The sequence below is a fragment of the Paracoccus sp. S1E-3 genome, from assembly GCF_013868135.1.
Taxonomy (GTDB): Bacteria; Pseudomonadota; Alphaproteobacteria; order Rhodobacterales; family Rhodobacteraceae; genus Paracoccus.
The window spans coordinates 1693842-1712653 of record NZ_JACEMU010000004.1 but is presented as its reverse complement, the minus strand read 5'-3'; the positions used below and the strand labels follow the sequence as shown (position 1 = coordinate 1712653).

General features: G+C 66.0%; 21 protein-coding genes. 5 read left to right on the top strand and 16 right to left on the bottom strand.

Going from position 1 to position 18812, the window contains the following annotated elements:
• Positions 1-16: 16 nt before the first annotated feature.
• Entirely contained in the window at positions 17-490 is a 474-nt protein-coding gene (locus tag H1S04_RS08520) for a hypothetical protein (protein WP_181745063.1), read from the bottom strand.
• A gap of 4 nt (positions 491-494) precedes the next feature.
• Complete coding sequence (gene mog / locus H1S04_RS08515; RefSeq protein ID WP_181745062.1) at positions 495-1040, bottom strand: molybdopterin adenylyltransferase; 546 nt, start codon at positions 1038-1040, stop codon at positions 495-497.
• Between the two features lie 238 nt (positions 1041-1278).
• On the opposite strand from mog, the gene H1S04_RS08510 reads away from it, so the two are divergent.
• Together H1S04_RS08510 and H1S04_RS08505 are read left to right on the top strand one after the other, a co-directional pair.
• Positions 1279-1488 (top strand): DUF2945 domain-containing protein, encoded by a 210-nt coding sequence (locus H1S04_RS08510; protein WP_181745061.1) that lies wholly within the window; start codon positions 1279-1281, stop codon positions 1486-1488.
• Positions 1489-1491: 3 nt separating this feature from the next.
• Positions 1492-2049 (top strand): DUF488 family protein, encoded by a 558-nt coding sequence (locus H1S04_RS08505; RefSeq protein ID WP_181745060.1) that lies wholly within the window; start codon positions 1492-1494, stop codon positions 2047-2049.
• A 38-nt stretch (positions 2050-2087) separates the two neighbouring features.
• On the opposite strand, the gene H1S04_RS08500 is transcribed toward H1S04_RS08505, so the two are convergent.
• A complete protein-coding gene (locus H1S04_RS08500; RefSeq protein WP_181745059.1) occupies positions 2088-3311 on the bottom strand; it encodes an argininosuccinate synthase in 1224 nt (407 codons plus the stop codon).
• 127 nt (positions 3312-3438) lie between these two features.
• On the opposite strand from H1S04_RS08500, the gene H1S04_RS08495 reads away from it, so the two are divergent.
• Positions 3439-3774, top strand: coding sequence for an Hpt domain-containing protein (locus H1S04_RS08495; RefSeq protein WP_181745058.1), 336 nt, complete (start codon positions 3439-3441; stop codon positions 3772-3774).
• Between the two features lie 41 nt (positions 3775-3815).
• Here H1S04_RS08495 and ilvA read toward each other — a convergent pair whose 3' ends face one another.
• The 5 genes from ilvA to H1S04_RS08470 form a co-directional block, all read right to left on the bottom strand.
• Positions 3816-5066, bottom strand: a complete 1251-nt coding sequence (gene ilvA / locus H1S04_RS08490; RefSeq protein ID WP_181745057.1) for a threonine ammonia-lyase IlvA — start codon at positions 5064-5066, stop codon at positions 3816-3818.
• A 211-nt stretch (positions 5067-5277) separates the two neighbouring features.
• Positions 5278-6459, bottom strand: coding sequence for an acetyl-CoA C-acyltransferase family protein (locus H1S04_RS08485; protein ID WP_181745056.1), 1182 nt, complete (start codon positions 6457-6459; stop codon positions 5278-5280).
• 60 nt (positions 6460-6519) lie between these two features.
• Entirely contained in the window at positions 6520-7323 is an 804-nt protein-coding gene (locus H1S04_RS08480; protein WP_181745055.1) for a crotonase/enoyl-CoA hydratase family protein, read from the bottom strand.
• 5 nt (positions 7324-7328) lie between these two features.
• Positions 7329-8255, bottom strand: a complete 927-nt coding sequence (locus H1S04_RS08475; RefSeq protein WP_181745054.1) for an AEC family transporter — start codon at positions 8253-8255, stop codon at positions 7329-7331.
• Positions 8255-9181 (bottom strand): rhodanese-related sulfurtransferase, encoded by a 927-nt coding sequence (locus tag H1S04_RS08470; RefSeq protein ID WP_181745053.1) that lies wholly within the window; start codon positions 9179-9181, stop codon positions 8255-8257. Before H1S04_RS08470 ends, H1S04_RS08475 begins: the two co-directional genes overlap by 1 nt.
• Positions 9182-9277: 96 nt before the next feature.
• Here H1S04_RS08470 and pncA point away from each other — a divergent pair, with 96 nt between their 5' ends.
• The gene (pncA, locus tag H1S04_RS08465; RefSeq protein ID WP_181745052.1) at positions 9278-9874 is read left to right on the top strand and encodes a bifunctional nicotinamidase/pyrazinamidase; all 597 of its coding nucleotides are present in this window, start codon (positions 9278-9280) and stop codon (positions 9872-9874) included.
• Positions 9871-11187, top strand: coding sequence for a nicotinate phosphoribosyltransferase (gene pncB / locus H1S04_RS08460; protein ID WP_181745051.1), 1317 nt, complete (start codon positions 9871-9873; stop codon positions 11185-11187). Before pncA ends, pncB begins: the two co-directional genes overlap by 4 nt.
• On the opposite strand, the gene H1S04_RS08455 is transcribed toward pncB, so the two are convergent.
• The 8 genes from H1S04_RS08455 to H1S04_RS08420 form a co-directional block, all read right to left on the bottom strand.
• Entirely contained in the window at positions 11160-11612 is a 453-nt protein-coding gene (locus tag H1S04_RS08455; RefSeq protein ID WP_181745050.1) for a DUF2267 domain-containing protein, read from the bottom strand. The genes pncB and H1S04_RS08455 overlap by 28 nt on opposite strands.
• Positions 11613-11639: 27 nt before the next feature.
• Complete coding sequence (locus tag H1S04_RS08450) at positions 11640-12866, bottom strand: class I SAM-dependent RNA methyltransferase (RefSeq protein WP_181745049.1); 1227 nt, start codon at positions 12864-12866, stop codon at positions 11640-11642.
• Positions 12863-14719, bottom strand: coding sequence for an ABC transporter ATP-binding protein (locus H1S04_RS08445; protein ID WP_181745048.1), 1857 nt, complete (start codon positions 14717-14719; stop codon positions 12863-12865). Before H1S04_RS08445 ends, H1S04_RS08450 begins: the two co-directional genes overlap by 4 nt.
• Positions 14716-15876, bottom strand: coding sequence for a CCA tRNA nucleotidyltransferase (locus H1S04_RS08440; RefSeq protein ID WP_181745047.1), 1161 nt, complete (start codon positions 15874-15876; stop codon positions 14716-14718). The genes H1S04_RS08445 and H1S04_RS08440 overlap by 4 nt, the downstream gene beginning before the upstream one ends.
• Positions 15873-16451, bottom strand: a complete 579-nt coding sequence (locus tag H1S04_RS08435; protein ID WP_181745450.1) for a CoA pyrophosphatase — start codon at positions 16449-16451, stop codon at positions 15873-15875. Before H1S04_RS08435 ends, H1S04_RS08440 begins: the two co-directional genes overlap by 4 nt.
• 89 nt (positions 16452-16540) lie before the next feature.
• Entirely contained in the window at positions 16541-17566 is a 1026-nt protein-coding gene (locus H1S04_RS08430) for an Hsp33 family molecular chaperone HslO (RefSeq protein ID WP_181745046.1), read from the bottom strand.
• A gap of 166 nt (positions 17567-17732) precedes the next feature.
• The gene (locus H1S04_RS08425) at positions 17733-18389 is read right to left on the bottom strand and encodes a flagellar type III secretion system pore protein FliP (protein WP_255435549.1); all 657 of its coding nucleotides are present in this window, start codon (positions 18387-18389) and stop codon (positions 17733-17735) included.
• Positions 18390-18553: 164 nt separating this feature from the next.
• The gene (locus H1S04_RS08420) at positions 18554-18811 is read right to left on the bottom strand and encodes a FliM/FliN family flagellar motor switch protein (RefSeq protein WP_181745045.1); all 258 of its coding nucleotides are present in this window, start codon (positions 18809-18811) and stop codon (positions 18554-18556) included.
• Between the last annotated feature and the right edge of the window lies 1 nt (position 18812).

Below are 18812 nucleotides of genomic sequence, written 5' to 3'. Positions count from 1 at the left end.
TCTGGCCGGGGCTTTTTCAATCCGCCGCGATCAACTGGCCCTTGCGATAGCGACGGAAGATCGAATGCGCAGCATTGGCGGTGTGACGCATCTCGCCGATCTGATCGAACGGGGGCGCATCGTGAAAGCCCCAGCCGAGAATTGCGCCTAAACGCTTTGCAGCGGACAATAATTTAGCGTCGTTCAGCAATTCGTAAGGAATCCCGAGTACATGATGGTCCTCGGGACGATGGCAGAACAGGAAACTCTGCGCTCGCGAGTCCTGAAGATACAGATTGAAATGCGAATCGGGGCTGGCGTCCAGGAAGGACGTCAGCTCTGCTAGATGGGAGTTTGAGAATAGGATCTCTTGGTGTGCATCGTCCATGACCTCGAAGGTTGTGGGGGTGATGGTCAGGCCGAAGCGATCCTCGAAATGCGGCAAGTTGTTGGAATGGCGTTTGCGAAGGAAGAAGAAATAGCAGCCATCATGAGAACCGCCCGCTGACATTGCGCTATTTTCCTTTGGGCCGGAACGCCTTGATCCGGGCCGGGTCGGTGTCGATCCACGCCGCGCCCAGGAGATCTAGGCAGTAAGGCACGGCGGCGAAAACCGCGTTCAGGCAGGTCGCGATGGCCGAGGGCTTGCCGGGGATGGTGATGATCAGCGTTTTGCCCCGGCTGACGGCGGTCTGGCGCGACAGGATGGCCGTGGGCACCTCCAGAAGCGAGGCGCGGCGCATTTCCTCGCCGAAGCCGGGATATTCGCGATGGGCGATGTCGGCGACCGCCTCGGGCGTCAGGTCGCGCGGCGCGGGGCCGGTGCCGCCGGTCACCAGGATCAGGTCGGTGCCCTGATCGTCGCAGAGCGCGATCAGCGTTTCGGCGACGCTTTCACGGCCGTCGGGGATGATGATGCGCGTGATTTCCATCGGTGAGGTGACGGTATCGCGCAGCCACGCCTCGGCGCCGGGGCCGCCCTTATCCTCGTATTCGCCCGATGCGGCGCGGTCGGAAACGGTAACGATGGCGATGCGGGCGGGCGCGTTCTGTTCGGTCATGAGAGAGCCTTCGGTGATCCTTGCCCATTCTGTGCGGGCGCAGCGCCGATGAAAAGGGGCTGCGGAAACCGGCCGAGCATGGAAAACGCTGCTTGGCTTGCGGCAGCGTGCCGGCTTAGGCTTCCGGGCGGATGCCCCTGCGGCGCGCTGCCATGACCGGCAGGTCTCGCTGCGATTGACCCTTTCGCGAGCGGCGCTTCGGGCGCGGGGCACTGCTGCCAGAATGATGGAGGCGCAGATGACGGAGAGATTCAAGATCGGCGATCACGTCAGTTGGAACTCCGAGGCGGGGCGCGTCTTTGGCACGATCATCGCGGTGCATACCAGTGATTTCGACTATAAAGGCTATACCCATCACGCTAGCCCGGATGATCCGCAATACGAGATCAAAAGCGACAGGACCGACCATGTCGCCGCTCATAAAGGCGGGGCATTGCGTCTTGAGTGATCCGTGACGACCCCCTTCTTCACCGTCGGCCATTCCGACCGCAGCCTTCAGGATTTCATCGCGCTGATCCGGGATGCGGGTGTCGGTTGCGTCGCAGATATCCGCAAAATGCCGATGTCGCGCGCCAATCCCCAGTTCAATCAGGATGTGCTGTCTGCCGCTCTGGCAGCCGAGGGGATTGGGTATGAACATGTCGCCCATCTTGGCGGCTTGCGCGGCAAGGCGCGCGATGTGCCGTTCGAGGTGAATGCGCTGTGGCGCAACCGCAGCTTTCACAATTACGCCGATTACGCGTTGTCACCAGAGTTTCGCAGCGGTCTCGACCATATCCTGCGGCAGGGTGCCGAACAGCCGCTGACCGTGATGTGTTCCGAAGCGGTGTGGTGGCGGTGTCATCGCCGGATCGTCGCCGATTACCTGATCGCGCAGGGACGGCAGGTCTTGCATGTCATGGGCGAAGGACGGCTTGAGCCCGCGGTGTTGACGCCGGGCGCGGTGATCCAACACGCCGGCCGCATCGTCTATCCGCCAGAAACGGAAGGGCCGCGCGACCAGCTGTAAGCGTAGTCGCACGGCCTGTGGCTGGCAGTCGGTGCGCCTTACTTGAACTTGGCGTTCCGGTTGCCGATCAGCTTCAGGCGCAGCGCGTTCAGCTTGATGAAACCCGCCGCGTCTTTCTGATCGTAGGCGCCGGCGTCATCTTCGAAGGTCACGTGCTTTTCGCTGTAAAGCGAATGATCCGACCAACGGCCAACCGTGTTCACATTGCCCTTGTACAGCTTCAGCCGCACGGTGCCGGTGACATGTTCCTGCGACTTGTCGATCAGAGCCTGCAGCATCTCGCGTTCGGGGCTGAACCAGAAACCGTTATAGATCAGCTCGGCATAGCGCGGCATGATCGAGTCCTTCAGATGGCCCGCGCCCGCGTCCAGCGTGATCTGTTCGATGCCGCGATGGGCCTCCAGCAGGATGGTGCCGCCGGGGGTTTCATAGATGCCGCGGGACTTCATGCCGACAAAGCGGTTTTCGACGAAATCCAGCCGACCGATGCCATGCTTGCGACCATAGTCGTTCAGCACGGTCAGCACGGTCGCGGGCGACATCGCCTCGCCATTGATCGCCACCGCATCGCCCTTTTCGAAGGTGATTTCGATATATTCGGGCGTATCGGGCGCATCCTCGGGCGAAACCGTGCGCTGATAGACGTAATCGGGCGCTTCCTCGGCCGGGTTTTCCAGCGCCTTGCCTTCGGAGGAGGTGTGCAGCAGGTTCGCATCGACGCTGAACGGCGCCTCGCCGCGCTTGTCCTTGGCGATCGGGATCTGGTTCGCCTCGGCGAATTCCAGAAGCTTGGTGCGGCTGGTCAGATCCCATTCCCGCCACGGCGCGATGACCCGGATCGAGGGGTCGAGCGCATAGGCCGAAAGTTCGAACCGGACCTGATCGTTGCCCTTACCGGTCGCGCCATGGGCCACGGCATCGGCGCCGTGCTGATGGGCGATCTCGACCAGATGCTTGGAAATCAGCGGCCGCGCGATCGAGGTGCCGAGCAGATAGAGCCCCTCGTAGACCGCGTTGGCGCGGAACATCGGGAAGACGAAATCGCGGACGAATTCCTCGCGCACGTCGACGATGTGGATGTTCTCGGGCTTGATGCCCAGCAGTTCGGCCTTGGCGCGCGCCGGCTCCAGCTCCTCGCCCTGACCCAGATCGGCGGTGAAGGTGATGACCTCGCAGCCATATTCGGTCTGCAGCCATTTCAGGATGATCGAGGTGTCGAGGCCCCCGGAATAGGCGAGCACGACTTTCTTCGGCGCGGTCATGACGAGTCCTTTCTGATTTCGCCTTGCATTATGCGGTTTTGGCGCACCTCACAAGTAGCGGGGGCGTTAAGGGGGCATTAGGACGGCTGCGCTATGGTCAGGCCATCGGGCGATTCGGGGGGCCGGTATGATCGACTGGGAACGGGTAAAAATCCTGCGCGAGGAGTTGGGCGAAGCGGATTTCGCTTCGGTGATCGAACTGTTTCTGGACGAGGTGGAAGGCATCGTCATGCGCATCGAACATGACGATGCCCATCAGCTTGAGAATGATCTGCATTTTCTGAAGGGCAGCGCAGCAAATCTGGGGTTCACCACTTTCGGTCAGCTTTGCCAGCGGGGCGAGGTTCAGGTTCGGCACGGCCAGCAGGCAGAGTTCGACCTGGCCGGGCTGCTGGATTGCTATGCGGCGACCAAGCGGGATTTCGTGGCCGGAACCGGCAAACGGCAGAGTGGCGTGGCCTGAGGGGCGACTGGCGGTATCGGGCGGGTGGTCCCGATGTCGGGTCAGATCAGGAACTGGGCCAGCAGTTCATCGCTGGTGATGTCCTGATAGGTGAAGCCGCTGGTATCCAGACGCGCCATCAGCGCCGTCAGATTGGCCGGGTCCGAGGTTTCGATCCCGATCAGGACCGAGCCGAAGTTCCGGGCCGATTTCTTCAGATATTCAAACCGGGCAATATCGTCATTCGGGCCCAGCATTTCCAGAAAATCGCGCAGCGCGCCGGGGCGCTGGGGCAAGCGCAGGATGAAGTATTTCTTCAACCCGGCGTAGCGTTGGGCGCGTTCCTTGACCTCGGGCAGGCGCTCGAAATCGAAATTGCCGCCCGAGCAGATGCAGACGACGCGGCGGCCGCTCAGTTCACCCGCCGCGCCCAGATCGCGCAACACATCGACGGCAAGCGCGCCTGCGGGTTCCAGCACGATGCCCTCGACGTTCAGCATTTCGAGGATGGTGATGCTGAGCCGGTCCTCAGGGGCGGTCAGGACCTGATCGGGGGAAAAGCCGCGCAGATGGGCGAAGGGCAGATCGCCGATGCGGGCGACGGCGGCCCCGTCGACGAAACTGTCCACGCCGGGCAGGGTGACCTGTTCGCCTGCCGCCAATGCGCCTTTCAGGCTGGCGCCGCCCAGAGGCTCGGCGAAGAAGAACCGGGTTGGCGCGCCCGCGGTCGACAGATAGCGGGTGACCCCCGCCGCCAGACCACCGCCGCCGACCGGCAGTACCACCAGATCGGGCGCACCCGGCAGCTGCTCCACCATCTCGCGCGCGACGGTGGCCTGGCCTTCGATAACGTCGGCGGAATCGAAGGGGGACAGGAAGGCCGCACCCCGGTCGGCGGCGAATTTCTGTGCGGCGGCCAGCGTCTGGTCGAAATAATCGCCGGTCAGCACGATCTCGATGCTGTCGCCACCGAAGATGCGGGTCTTGTCGATCTTCTGCTTGGGCGTGGTGACCGGCATGAAGATCGTGCCCTTCGCGCCGAAATGACGGCAGGCGAAGGCCACGCCCTGCGCGTGATTGCCGGCGCTGGCGCAGACAAAATGCCGGGTGCTCCCCGCGGCAAGCGCCTTGCGCATGGCGTTGAAGGCCCCGCGCAGCTTGTAACTGCGCACCGGCGTCAGATCCTCGCGCTTCAGCCAGATCTCCGCCCCGTAGCGGGCAGACAGATGCTCGTTCAGTTGCAGCGGCGTGGCCGGGAACAGATCGCGCAGGGCGGCTTCGGCTTGTGCCACATCGGCAAGAAAATCAGCCATCCCGGCCCCCATCAAAGCGGCCTCAGGGTTCGCATGGCTGAGGGCGGGCGTCAATGCAGAGGACGGGGCGGGCGCCGGCGCCGCACGGGCCCGAGGCCGGCCGGCAGACGCGGCCCACCTGCTCGGGCGGGGCGCGTTCCGGGGCCCTGCGGAGCCATGTCATGAAAATGCCGGCGCAGGATGGTGCGCCGGCTGTTGTCGGAAGGACGGATCAGATCCGTTCGATCGCCAGCGCGATGCCCTGGCCGCCGCCGATGCACATGGTGATCAGCGCGCGCTTGCCGTCGATACGGTCCAGTTCATACATCGCCTTCACGGTGATCAGCGCACCGGTCGCGCCCACCGGGTGGCCGAGTGCGATGGCGCCGCCGTTCGGGTTCACCTTGGCCGGGTCGAGGCCCAGTTCCTTGTTCACGGCAAGTGCCTGCGCGGCGAAAGCCTCGTTCGATTCGATCACGTCGAAATCAGCCACGGTCAGGCCGGTTTCTTCCAGCAGCTTCTGGACGGCGGGCACCGGGCCGATGCCCATGACCTCGGGGCGGACACCCGCCACGGCGTAATCCAGAACGCGGAAACGCGGGGTCAGCCCGGCGGCCTTCGCGGCATCGGCGCGGGCCAGCACAACCGCCGCTGCGCCGTCATTGATGCCCGAGGCATTGCCCGCCGTCACCGTCCCGTCCTTCTTGAACACCGTGCGCAGCCCCGCCAGCGCCTCGGCCGAGGTCTGCTTCGGATGCTCGTCGGTGTCGAAGGCCACGACGCCCTTGCGGGTCTTCACCTCGACCGGGACGATCTGGTCCTTGAAGCGGCCCTCGGCGATGGCGCGGGCGGCGCGGTTCTGCGATTCCAGCGCAAACGCGTCCTGCGCCTCGCGGGTGATGTCGTTTTCGGCCGCGACGTTTTCCGCCGTCACGCCCATATGGCCGGTGCCCATCGGACAGGTCAGCGCGCCGGTCATCATGTCCAGCATCTGCACGTCGCCCATCTTGGCGCCGAACCGGGCCGAGGGCACCGCATAAGGCGCGCGCGACATCGATTCGGCCCCGCCCGCGACGGCGAAATCGGCATCGCCGAGGGCCAGCGACTGCACCGCCGACACGATCGCTTGCGCGCCCGATCCGCACAGCCGGTTGACGTTCATCGCCGGCGTGGTGTCGGGGACGCCGGCGTCCAGCATGGCGACGCGGGACAGATACATGTCGCGCGGCTCGGTGTTGATGACATGGCCGAAGACCACGGTGCCGATCTGCTCGGGCGCGACGCCTGCGCGCTCCATCGCGGCTTTGGTGACGGTTGCGGCGAGCTGGATCGGCGGAATCGCGGCGAGGCTGCCGCCAAAGGTGCCGATGGCAGTGCGTGCGCCGGACAGAATGACGATATCGGAATCGGACATGAAGGTTCCCCCTTTAAATGCTGGTCCCAATCTAGGGAGACGGGGCGCCAATGTGTAGCATCAACCCTGCGTCGGTTTGATGCGCGGCCCGCTGCCGTCGCGGAACGCCGCCAGTCTTTCGCGCGCGGCGGGTTGCGTGTTCACCACGCCTGCCACCACCGATTCGGCATAGGACGCATCGAGCGGTGACATGTTCTGCATGTGGCTGATGGCCGAGCAGATGGCGAAATTCGTCAGCGGCAGGTTCTCGGCGCAGCGCCGCGCGATCTCGTAGGCTTTGGCGAGGCTGTCCTCGGCCATGTAATTCGCGAGGCCCACCGTCACTGCTTCCTCGCCCTTATACAGCCGGCCGGTCAGCATCATGTCGATCATCCGCGACTTGCCGATCAGATCGGCCACGCGGATGGTGGCGCCGCCGCCGGTGAACAGGCCCCGCTGCCCTTCCGGCAGCCCGAAATAGGCGCTGTGATCGATCACGCGGATATGCGCGGCCGAGGCGAGCTCCAGGCCCCCGCCGACCACTGCGCCCTTCAGCGCCGCGATGATCGGCACACCGCCATATTCCATCTTGTTGAAGGCCTCGTGCCAGTGCAGGCAGACATGCATGAAATCCGCGGGCGAGCGGTCGGCGGCGTGGTGTTCGACCAGATCCAGCCCGGCGCTGAAATGGTCACCCGCGCCGCGCAGCACACAGGCGCGCACGCCGTCGCGGGGCAGGGTGCGGAAGATCTCGATCAACTCGTCGATGGTCGCCTCGTTCAGCGCGTTGCGCTTGGCCGGGCGGTTCAGGGTGACGGTGGCGATGCCGAGATCGTCGACCTCCAGCAGGATGTTGTCCAGTTTCAGATCCGCGATACGGGGCATGGGGATCAGCCTTTCTCGATCAGGTGCATGACGATTGGAATGGTGAGCACGCTGGCGGCGGTGGAAATCAGGATCGCCGAGGAAACGCGCTGCACGGCGATGCCGAAATATTGCGCGAGCATATAGACATTGCCCGCCACGGGAAGGGCGGCGGCGGCGATCATGACGCCCGCTGCGAAGGGGTCAACCGCCAGCAGAATCGCGGCGATCCCGACCGAGGCCGGGTGCAGCACCAGCTTGGCCGTTGACAGCCAGATCGCGGTGGCGGGGCGGTCGGCGCGGCGTCCGGCAAGGCTGGCGCCGATGGCGAACAGCGCGCCGGGGGTTGCGGCGGCGGACAGGATGGTCAGGAATTCCAGCACCGGGCCGGGCAGCGGCAGGCCCGCGCCGGACCAGATCAGCCCGGCCAGAAGCGAGACGATCATCGGGTTCGCGATCAGTCCGCGCAGCAGCGACCAGATCATCGCAAGGCTCATCCGGCCTTGGCGGGCGGCGGTGATGATCAGGGTGATCAGCGTCGAGAAGACGACCAGATCGACGATCAGCACCAGCAGGACCGGCCCGGCGGCGGCGTCCCCCATCAGGGCCACCAGCATGGGGACGCCCAGAAAACCGGTATTGCCGATAACGCAGCAATGCGCCTCCATCGCGGCTTCGGACCAGTTCAGCTTGCGGGCGCGGGCGACGGCAAGGCCGATCCCCCAGACCAAAAGCGAGCCCGCCAGATAGGCCGCCGCGAAGGCCGGGTCCCAGATCTGGCTGATTTCCAGCGTGGCGGCGAAGCGGAACAGCATGGCCGACAGCGCGAAATAGAAGACGAAGCGGGTCAGCCAGGCGGCGGCCTCGGGCGGGAAGAAACGGGTGCGTGCGGCGGCCCAACCGAGCCCGATCAACATGAAAAATGGAAGCGTTTTCAGGAAGATCGCCAGCATCAGCCTGCCTCGTCGCGGTCCAGAACCGCGCCGATATGGCCGGTGCCGCGTTGCCGGGCGAGGTCGACCTGATGCTGGCGTTCGCGGAAGCGCGCGCGGTCGGTGTCGCTGTATTCGGCGGCGCAGCGGTGGCAGCTGACGCCTTCCTCATATTCCGGGCGGCCCTTGTCGGCGGCGGCCAAGGGCCTGCGGCAGGCATGGCACAGCTCATAGCTGCCGTGCCGCAGCCCGTGGCCAAGGCTGACGCGTTGGTCAAAGACGAAGCATTCGCCCTGCCACAGGCTGTCGGCTTCCGGCACATCTTCCAGATATTTCAGGATGCCGCCCTGCAGGTGGAAGACGTCCTCAACCCCTTGCGAAATCAGGTAATTCGTTGATTTTTCGCAGCGAATTCCGCCGGTGCAGAACATGGCGATGCGCTTGCCCTTGAAGCGTTCGGCATTTTGCTGCCACCAGGCCGGGAAATCCCGGAAGGTCCGCGTGGCCGGGTCCACGGCGCCGGCAAAACTGCCGATCTCGACCTCGTAATCGTTGCGGGTGTCGATCACCGCCACATCGGGGGCCGAAATCAGCGCATTCCAATCGCCCGGCGCGACATAATGGCCGACGCGGGCGGTCGGGTCGATGTCGGGCTGGCCCATGGTGACGATCTCGCGCTTGATGCGGACCTTCATGCGGCCGAAGGGCATCGTCTGGGCCGGGCTTTCCTTCCAGAGCAGATCTTCGCAACCAGGCACGCTGCGGATATGGGCCAGAACCGCGTCAATACCTTCTCGGGTGCCCGCAATGGTGCCGTTGATGCCTTCGGACGCCAGCAGCAACGTGCCGCGAACCCCGTTCGCGCAGGCGATGCGGGCGAGGGGCGCTTTCAGCGCCTCGGGGTCGGGAAAGCGGGTGAAGTGATACAACGCGGCGACGGTCAGCATATTCCGGCGATACGTCCGCTGCCCGCCCATGTCCAGAGGGCCGCCATTGACGCCCGCCCCCTAGCTGCTACCAAATACTTGACGAAGGAGGCCAGGATGCCGACAGCCCTGATCGTGATCGACGCGCAGGTCGATTTCTGCCCTGGCGGCCGCCTTGCGGTCACCGGCGGGGACGAAATCATTGCCCCCATCAACGACCTGATGGCCGATTACGACGCCGTCATCCTGACGCAGGACTGGCACCCCGCCGACCATTCCAGTTTCGTCGACAACCATCCCGGTGCCGAACCCTTCAGCACGGTCCAGATGGATTATGGCCCGCAGGTGCTGTGGCCGCAGCATTGCGTGATCGGATCGCCCGGCGCCGCCTTTCATCCCGCCTTGGCCGTCGATGTGGCGGACATGATCATCCGCAAGGGATATCATCCCGCGATCGACAGCTATTCCGCGTTTTTCGAGAACGACCACCACACCCGCACCGGGTTGGAGGGATATCTTCGCGAGCGTGGCCTGATGCGGGTGGATTTTGTCGGCCTCGCCCATGATTTCTGCGTCGCCTGGTCGGCCATCGATGCGGCAAGGCTGGGCTTCACCGCCCGCGTGATCGAAGACGCCACGCGGGCCATCGACCTGAACGGCTCGCGCGCGGCGGCGCGCGCGGCGATGCGCGCAGCAGGAGTGACGCTGACATGATGATGCCCAATGTCGATATCGCGGCGCGGGTCTATAACCACCGCTGGAAAATCGACCCGATCGTGCGTTCGCTTCTGGACACGGATTTTTACAAGCTGTTGATGTGTCAGTCGGTTTTTCGCAACAAGCCCGACACCAGCGTCACCTTTCAGCTGATCAACCGCACCACATCCGTGCGTCTGGCCGACATCGTGGACGAGGTCGAACTGCGCGAGCAGCTGGATCAGGTCCGCGCACTGCGGTTGACGCGTGGCGAATCGACCTGGCTGCGTGGGAACACCTTTTACGGCAAGCGGCAGATGTTCCGCCCTGATTTCATGGAATGGCTGGAGAACGTCCAGCTGCCCGAATACGAACTGACCAAACGCGACGGCCAGTATGAACTGCGCTTCGAAGGCAAATGGCCCGAGGTGATGCTGTGGGAAATTCCCGCGCTCGCCATCATCATGGAACTGCGCTCGCGCGCGGTCACCAAGGATATGGGCCGGTTCGAACTGCAGGTTCTGTATGCCCGCGCGATGACCCGGATCTGGGAGAAAATCACCGAGCTCGACACCCTGCCGCATCTGAAGATCGCCGATTTCGGCACCCGGCGGCGTCACAGCTATCTGTGGCAGGACTGGTGCGTGCAGGCGATGGGCGAGGGGCTGGGCAATGCGCCGGACGGCAAGTTCATCGGCACCTCGAACTGCCTGATCGCCATGCGCCGCGATCTGGAAGCCATCGGCACCAACGCCCATGAACTGCCTATGGTCTATGCCGCGCTGGCGAATGACGACGAGGAGCTGCGGCAGGCCCCCTACCGCGTGCTGGCCGACTGGCAGGAGGAACATGACGGCAACCTGCGCGTCATCCTGCCCGACACCTATGGCACCGAGGGTTTTCTGAAGGGCGCGCCCGACTGGCTGGCGGGGTGGACCGGCATCCGTGTCGACAGCGGCGATCCGGTGAAGGTCACGGAAATCGCCATCGAATGGTGGAAGCAGAAGGGCGAAGACCCCCGCGAAAAGCTGGTGATCTTCTCGGACGGGCTGGACGTTGCGGATATCAAGGATCTGTATCACCGTTTCAACGGACGGGTGAAAGCCAGCTTTGGTTGGGGGACGCTTCTGACCAATGATTTCCGCGGTTTGGTCAAAGGTGACGGGCTGGACCCGCTCAGCCTCGTCTGCAAGGCGGTCGAGGCCGACGGCCGCCCGACGGTCAAGCTGTCGGACAACCCGGCAAAGGCAATGGGTCCGAAGGACGAGATCGAGCGATACAAGCGTATCTTCGGTGTCGGTGCTCAGGAACGCGTCGAACTGTTCGTCTGATCCGCGACGGGCGCCCAGAGCGCCTGCGCCTCTGGCCCCATCCGCATCAGCACGCGGTCCAGGTCGATCTGGCGCGTTTCCTGCCGGATGGCCCAGACCAGATCATCGATGATCCCTGCCGGCGCGAAATTGTGATCCGGCCGCAGGGCCCGGATTTCGGCGTCTATCCCGGCGCGCGGGCACCATGGCCGCAGCGGCGCCGCGATATCCCACCGCCAGACCAGAATGGCCCTCAGCACAGCGGGCAGTTCGTCGCCGAAGGCGAGCACCTGATCGGGCGGAACGCGGGCGCGGAAGGCGCGAAACAGACCTTCGGTCGCGGTATAGAGGACATTGTCGCTGTCAATCAGCGTCCGCTCGCGCAGGTTTTTCAGATAGCGCCGCCATTCCTCGCTGGCGTGGCGATAGGTGAAGGGCATCGGCATGGGGTCTCCCTTCCTCTTGGTCGCGGGTCAGTCCCTGACGAAGCTGGTCACCGTCTCGACATGGGGCGACCAGCGGAACTGGTCCACGACGAAGATGGGGCCCATGCGATAGCCGCCCTCGATCATGGTTTTCGCGTCGCGGGCGAAGGTGACCGGATCGCAGCTGACCCAGGCCACGCGGGGCAGGTCCGATGCCGCCAGCTGCGCGGCCTGGGCGGCAGCGCCTGTGCGCGGCGGGTCGATCAGCGCGCCGTCGAAGCGGTTCAGCTCGTCCGGCAGAAGCGGCCGGCCGGCAAGGTCGCGGGTCTCGGTGGTGATGCGGTGCAGGCCGGTCGCGGCGCGCCATCCGGCATCCAGCGCCTCCAGCGGGGCGGCCAGCCCCTCGACCGCGTGGACATCAGCGTTGGCGGCCAGCGGCAGGCTGAAGGTCCCGCAACCGGCGAACAGGTCAACGATCCGCGTCGCCCCGACGAGGGATTTTCGCACCACGCTCAGCAATGCGGCCTCGCCTTCGGCGGTTGCCTGCAGGAAGGCGCCGGGCGGCGGGACGACCCGCGCCCGACCCATCACCTGCACCGGCGCGCGGCGGGTGAGGCTTTCATCGCCCCAATGCAGCCGCGCCAGATCGGCGCGTTCCATCAACGCGGTCAACTGCGCCGACAGCGCGGGATCCAGTGGCTTGGCCCCGGTCACGGCGACATCCAGCCCATTGGGCCCATCGGTCACGGTCAGGCCGATTTCACCCCCGCGCGAGCCGCCGGCCGCCACCATCTCGCGCAGCACGGGCAGGGCCGCGGTGATCCTTGGGCGCAGCACATGGCAGTCGGTAATATCGACGATCTGGTCCGAGGCGCGGCCATGAAACCCCAGCGTCACGCCCTTTTTCGTCCGCCGACCCGACAGCACCGCCCGACGCCGCGACCGCGCGGGCGAAGTGGCAAGCCCGCCGATCGTCGCCGCGATCCCATGCGCGGCGAGCGCGGTTTCGACCATCTGCGCCTTCCAGCGCGCGACGAACCTGTCGGCGCCGTGCATCAGCGAGCAGCCTCCGCAACTGGCATAATGGGGGCAGTCTGGCACCACCCGTGCAGCCGAGGGCGTCACGATTTTCGGAGCCGCTATCCGGCCATCGACCGGCTCGCCCGCGACGACCTCGCCCGGCAGGACGCGCGCCGCCAGCGCCTGCTGACCTTCGGGCCCGCGCAGGACACCGTCGCCCCTGCGGCCCAGCCGTTCCACCACCCATTCGGTCATTCTGCCGCTTCCGCTTCATCCGTGCCCAGAAAGCCGCCCGATTGGCGGTTCCAGTAGCGGGCATAGGTGCCGCCCTGGGCCAGCAGCGCCGCGTGGGTGCCTTCCTCGACGATGCGGCCCTCGTCCATCACCACGATCCGGTCCATTTCGGCGATGGTGGACAGCCGGTGTGCGATCGCCAGCACTGTTTTGCCGGCCATCACCCTGTCCAGCGAGGTCTGGATCGCCGCCTCGACCTCGCTATCCAGCGCCGAGGTCGCCTCGTCCAGGATCAGGATCGGCGCGTCTTTCAGAAATGCGCGGGCGAGGGCGATGCGCTGGCGCTGGCCGCCCGACAGTTTTACGCCGCGCTCGCCCAGATGGGCGTCGTAGCCCAGGCGGCCGGCATGGTCCTGCATGGCGGCGATGAAGCCGTCCGCCTCGGCAGCCGCCGCCGCCGCTTCGATCTCGGCCTCGGTCGCATCTGGGCGGCCATAGCGGATATTCTCGCGCGCCGAGCGGTTGAACATCGCGGTTTCCTGCGTGACCATGCCGATCTGCTGGCGCAGGCTTTCCTGCGTCACATCGCGAATATCGCGGCCATCGATGCGGATCGCGCCCTTCTCAACATCGTAAAGCCGCAGCAGCAGCCCCACGAGCGTGGACTTCCCTGCGCCCGAGGCCCCCACCAGCCCCACCCGTTCGCCGGGCCGGATAGTCAGATTGATATCGCGCACGCCCCCGCGCCCGTCCTTGCGCCCATAGGTGAAGCTGACCCGGTCGAACTCGATCAGCCCTTCGGCGCGGGGCAGAGGCTGTGCATCCGGCAGATCGGTCAGGCCGTGCGGCGGCGACAGGGTCTTCATCCCGTCTTCGATCTCGCCCACCGAGCCCCAGATGCTCATCAGCGACATGCTGACCCAGCCGGTCATCTGCGACAGCCGCAGCGCGATGGCGCCTGCGGCCGCGATATCGCCCGCCGTGGCCTGTCCCTGCTGATAAAGCAGCACCGCGCCGCCGATCAGGATGACCGGCAGCAGGCCCGCCAGCGTCATCAGCGACAGCCGGAACCAGGTCGAAACCACGCCGAAATCCAGCGCCTTCTCGCGGAAACCGGCCATGGCGGTCAGGGCGGCGCGGTCCTCGTGCTCGGCATGGGCGAACAGCTTGACGGTCTTGATATTGGTGATGGTATCGACGACCTGCCCTGTAATCATCGCGCGGGCCGAGGCACGCGCCGCCGAATGGCTGCGGATGCGCGGCAGGAAAAAGCGGATAAGGCCCAGATAGGCGCCCAACCAGATCAGCAGCGCGATCGCCCCCCAGCCGTCGACCGACAGCAGGAAGAAGGCCGATCCCAGCACCGTCGCCAGGGCAAAGGCGACCACGTTCACCATCTCCGCTGCGACATCGGTGACGGCGCGGGCGGTCTGCATCTGTTTCTGCGCCAGCCGGCCCGCGAAATCATTGTCGAAGAAGCTGACCGCATGTCCCATCGTCCAGCGATGCAGCCGCGACAGCACCAGGGGCAGAATGTTCGGCCCGACGATCATGTTGGACGACGCCGTCGACAGCCCGACCACAACCGGCCGCAGCATCAGGAAGAACAGCACGAAACCCAGCAGAACCGGCCAGCTCGCCGACCAGACCTGACCGGGCGGCGCGCTGGTGACGCCGTCGATTACCGCCCCCAGCAGCGTGGCGGACGCGACATCGACCACGCCTGCTGCGACCGATGCCAGCGCAGCCACGCCCAGGCCCCGCCCGGCCCCGGACAGCGCCCAGCCGATGAAACGGGTCAAGGTCTGGGGGGGCGGGCCCTCGGCGGGGCGGAAAGCGTCGATCAGCCTGGTAAAGGGAGCGTGCAGGTTCATGCCGGCGCCCCCCCGCCTTCCTGTGCGGCGGCGATCAGCGCCGCCCGCGGCGCGCGGAAGCCCGAGGCAATCCACGCCCGCTCGGCCGCTTTCAGGCCGCGGCCAACGGCGGGGCCGGTCAGTTCCGGCATCAGGTCGGCCGCTGCGATCGGCAGCGGGGCCGAAGCCGCGCGACTGATCCGTTCCGGCCAGTCGGGCGGCAGAACATCGCCCCGCGCCAGCCGGATCAGCGCGGCGTCGCGGGCGATGTCGCGGCCGTGGCGAAACCCCGCCTCGTCGATATCAAGCGTCTGCGCCTGTTCCAGCGCCGCCAGCCGAGTGCTGTCGGCGCGGGACAGCCGCAGGGTTTCGGTCGCATCTGCCGGGGCGATGGCGGTCAGCCGCCGCCGCCAGTCGGGCGCCTCGCCATGGGCCGCTTCGGCTGCGATCAGTGCGGGCAGCGGGGTCGGGTCCGCCTGGGGCAGGATCTGCGAAAGCACCCCGGTCTCGGCCATCAGCGCGACTGCCGGGGCGGGGTCCGGGGCGGCCAGAAGCTTGCGCATCTCGGCCCCGATCCGCTCGGCCGAGACGCGCGGCAGGCCACCCCGTTCGGCGGTAATCGCCTCGACCGTCCCCGGTGCGGGTTGATCGGCATACCAGGCGAGGAAACGGAAGAAACGCAGGATGCGCAGATAATCCTCGCGGATACGATCCGCGGGTGTGCCGACAAAGCGCAGGGTTCGCGATTGCAGGTCGGACTGGCCGCCGACCGGGTCCAGAACCACGCCCGAGGCATCCGCATAAAGCGCATTCATGGTGAAATCGCGGCGCGCGGCATCGTCGCCGATGCGATCGGAAAAAGCCACGGTGGCGTTGCGGCCGTCGGTTTCCACGTCGCGGCGGAAGGTGGTGACCTCGAACGGGGTGCCAAGCGCCACGACGGTGATGGTGCCGTGCTCGATGCCGGTCGGCACGGGTTTGAGGCCCGCCGCGCGGGCCAGTTCAGCCACGCGTTCCGGCCGCGCATCGGTGGCGATATCGACATCGCCGACCGGTTGATCCAGCAGCGCGTTGCGCACTGCGCCGCCGACGATCAGCGCCCGGTGGCCGCCGGATTCCAGCATGGACAGCACAGATTGCAGCGCCGGGTCGGTCAGGAAAGCGGCTTCGATCCTCATGCCGACAGCCTTTCGGCCAGCCCGAGCAGAATGCGCGCCGTCGCCCCCCACAGATAATAGGGCCCGTAAGGCGCGACGCTATAAGCGCGCCACTCGCCGCGCCAGATCCGGCCCTCCAGACGGTAATTGGCCGGGCTGGCGATATGGTCGAAGGGCAGCGCGAAGACCTCGGCCACCTCGCCGGGCTCGGCGATCGGCGTGAACGGCCCGCGGATCACCGCCACCACCGGGGTGATGCGAAAGCGGGTCACGGTCAGATGCGGCGGCAGCGTGCCGATCAGGGTCAACTGGCGCGGGTCCAGACCGATTTCCTCCTGCGCCTCGCGCAGGGCGGCGGCGATGGCATCGGCATCGCCGGGGTCCACCTTGCCGCCAGGCAACGCGATCTGGCCAGGGTGGTGGCGCATGGTCGCGGCGCGCGTGGTCAGAAAAAGGCGCCCATCGTCTTCATGAAAGGCGGCGAGGACGCCCGCGTCACGCAAAGGCGGTTCGGGCGAGAGGCGCGGATTGGCGTCGAAATCCGAACTCGGCGCGGTTTCGGCGGCAAGCGCTGCCTGCAATCGGGCGATCAGCATTTCGCCCGCTGGGGGGGCTGAAGCGCGCATGGGCGCCGCGTGGTCACGCGGCGCCCCCATTCCGGCCGGAGAGGTTCCGGCGCGCGATGTCATTGCCGGGCGTCGTCCTGGCCGGTTTCGGCCAGCGGCTTGCCATCGGCATCAACGGTCGCTTCGAAGCCCAGCGATTTCGGGTCGAATTCGTAATGCGCGCCGCAGAACTGGCAATCGGCGGTGACGCGGCCATCTTCGGTGGTCATGTGCGCGATGTCCTTCTGCGAATAGATCGACAGTGTGCCGCGCACCCGGTCCTCGGTGCAGGTGCAACCGAACTCGACCCGCTGCGGATCGAAGACGCGGGGCATTTCTTCGTGGAACAGCCGGACGAGCAGCTCGGTCGGGGCGAGCGTCGGGCCGATCAGTTCCATCTCCTCAACCGTGGCGAGCAGGTGGTTGGCACGGTTCCAATCCTCGGATTCGGCACCCTGCAGGATGTCGGCAGCCTCGATCAGGCCACCCTCGCCGCTGCCGCCTTCGCCGGACATGGGTTGTGTCGGCAGCGTCTGCAGCATGATCCCGCCAGCCCGCCAGCCCTCGCGCTGACCCGGCAGGGTCGAGCGGCCGTAGGACAGCGCGAAACTGGTCGGCAGCTGTTCTGATTGCGCAAAATATGTCCCCGCGCAGGCCGAAAGCGACCCACCGGCCAGCGGCGTGATCCCCTGATAGGGCAGATTGCCCGCGCCCTGGTCGATGAGAATGGCGAAATAGCCCTCGCCGATCTGATCGAAATGGGGGGCATCGGTCAGCCGCGTCTCGTCGAAGCTGGCCCAGGCACGCAGGCGGGCGGGCCCGCCCTCGGTTTCCGGCGCGTAATAGTCGGCGGCGATGGTGCGCAGCGCCCCATTGCCGCGCACTTGCAGCGACAGTTTCCAGCGCAGCTTCACGGTCTGGCCGATCAGTGCGGTCAGCAGCGCAAGCTCGGCCACGGCGTTGGCGACCGGGGCCGGGTAGTCGTGGCGGCTGAGGATATGGTCCAGCACCCCGTCAAGCCGCGCGATCCGGCCACGGATCGAGGAGCGGTCGAGCTGGAACGGCAACACGGTATCGTCCCAGGCGATCTGATTGATATTGGTCATGGTATCCTTCGGCATGGCTGGCGCCCGCAGGGCGCGCGTCAGCTCCAATATAGGACACGGATCGGCGATCCCAAGGGCAAAGGCGCAGGCTTTGCGCGATGGCGCCTGCCCGGCCCGGACGCGCGGCCGCGCGCCATCTCACCGGGGCCGTGCCGAGGCGCCGCGCCTATTGATAGCCGCGCACCAGCGCGGCCGACAGAAGCGCCCAACCGTCCACAACCACGAAGAAGGCCAGCTTGAACGGCAGCGCCACGATGGCGGGCGGCACCATCATCATCCCCATCGCCATCAGCACCGCCGAGACCACCAGATCAATGACCAGAAAGGGCAGCGCGATCAGAAAGCCGATCTCGAAGGCGCGCTGAAGCTCGGTCAGCATGAAGGACGGGATGAGCAGTCGCAGCCCATCGCCGCCGGGATCGGGCGGCGCGAGCGAGCGCATCTCGTCGAGGATCGCGGGATCGGTTCGGATCGCCATGAAGTGTTCGAACGGCCCGATCGCGCGCGACAGCGCCTCGATGATGCCGATCTGGCCCGATTGCAGGGGCGGCCCTGCCTGCGCCCATGCCTCCTTCAGCACCGGGTCCATGACGAACCAGGTCAGGAACAGCGCCAGGCTGACGATCAGCATGTTGGGCGGCGACTGTTGCAGCCCCAGCGACTGGCGCAGGATCGACAGTACCGTCACCATGAACGGAAAGCAGGTCACGGTAATCGCAATCGCAGGCGCCAGCGACAGAACGGTCAGGCCGAGAAACAGCAGGATCGAGCTTTGCCCCACGCCGCCCGAGGCGCCGTCGAGGGCGCCGCTGGCCGCAGACAGGGCGGACGAGACGGCCGCATCCAGCCCTTGCGACGTGGTGCCGTTTTCAGTCGTCTCGGCCGGGGGCGCGTCGGGGACGGTTTGCGAGAGTGCTGCCAGCGGCGCCAGCACCAGCAGCAGTCCGACCAGCAATCCCCGCAGCCGCGCAACCGGGCGGACGGAAATCACGCCGCCTCTCCGGCAGCGCGGACGATGCGCAGCATCAGGCGGCCGCCATCATCGTCGTCCGCGACCAACTCGCCATAGGCGATCACATGATCGCCGACGCAGATCTCGACATGATCGCCGACGCCCTGATCCAGCGGCAGCACATCGTCTTCCTTCAGGCCGGACAGCTCGGCGACCGTCATCCGGCGGCGGCCGATACGGACCGAGATTTCGACCGGGATATTGTCGGTCACAACGGTTTGATGCAGGTCCATT

Coding starts and splice junctions, on each gene's coding strand:
- H1S04_RS08520 (WP_181745063.1), bottom strand. CDS start 490: ATGTCAGCGGGCGGTTCTCATGATGGCTGCTATTTCTTCTTCCTTCGC.
- mog (WP_181745062.1), bottom strand. CDS start 1,040: ATGACCGAACAGAACGCGCCCGCCCGCATCGCCATCGTTACCGTTTCC.
- H1S04_RS08510 (WP_181745061.1), top strand. CDS start 1,279: ATGACGGAGAGATTCAAGATCGGCGATCACGTCAGTTGGAACTCCGAG.
- H1S04_RS08500 (WP_181745059.1), bottom strand. CDS start 3,311: ATGACCGCGCCGAAGAAAGTCGTGCTCGCCTATTCCGGGGGCCTCGAC.
- H1S04_RS08495 (WP_181745058.1), top strand. CDS start 3,439: ATGATCGACTGGGAACGGGTAAAAATCCTGCGCGAGGAGTTGGGCGAA.
- ilvA (WP_181745057.1), bottom strand. CDS start 5,066: ATGGCTGATTTTCTTGCCGATGTGGCACAAGCCGAAGCCGCCCTGCGC.
- H1S04_RS08485 (WP_181745056.1), bottom strand. CDS start 6,459: ATGTCCGATTCCGATATCGTCATTCTGTCCGGCGCACGCACTGCCATC.
- H1S04_RS08480 (WP_181745055.1), bottom strand. CDS start 7,323: ATGCCCCGTATCGCGGATCTGAAACTGGACAACATCCTGCTGGAGGTC.
- H1S04_RS08475 (WP_181745054.1), bottom strand. CDS start 8,255: ATGCTGGCGATCTTCCTGAAAACGCTTCCATTTTTCATGTTGATCGGG.
- H1S04_RS08470 (WP_181745053.1), bottom strand. CDS start 9,181: ATGCTGACCGTCGCCGCGTTGTATCACTTCACCCGCTTTCCCGACCCC.
- pncA (WP_181745052.1), top strand. CDS start 9,278: ATGCCGACAGCCCTGATCGTGATCGACGCGCAGGTCGATTTCTGCCCT.
- pncB (WP_181745051.1), top strand. CDS start 9,871: ATGATGATGCCCAATGTCGATATCGCGGCGCGGGTCTATAACCACCGC.
- H1S04_RS08455 (WP_181745050.1), bottom strand. CDS start 11,612: ATGCCGATGCCCTTCACCTATCGCCACGCCAGCGAGGAATGGCGGCGC.
- H1S04_RS08450 (WP_181745049.1), bottom strand. CDS start 12,866: ATGACCGAATGGGTGGTGGAACGGCTGGGCCGCAGGGGCGACGGTGTC.
- H1S04_RS08445 (WP_181745048.1), bottom strand. CDS start 14,719: ATGAACCTGCACGCTCCCTTTACCAGGCTGATCGACGCTTTCCGCCCC.
- H1S04_RS08440 (WP_181745047.1), bottom strand. CDS start 15,876: ATGAGGATCGAAGCCGCTTTCCTGACCGACCCGGCGCTGCAATCTGTG.
- H1S04_RS08435 (WP_181745450.1), bottom strand. CDS start 16,451: ATGCTGATCGCCCGATTGCAGGCAGCGCTTGCCGCCGAAACCGCGCCG.
- H1S04_RS08430 (WP_181745046.1), bottom strand. CDS start 17,566: ATGACCAATATCAATCAGATCGCCTGGGACGATACCGTGTTGCCGTTC.
- H1S04_RS08420 (WP_181745045.1), bottom strand. CDS start 18,811: ATGGACCTGCATCAAACCGTTGTGACCGACAATATCCCGGTCGAAATC.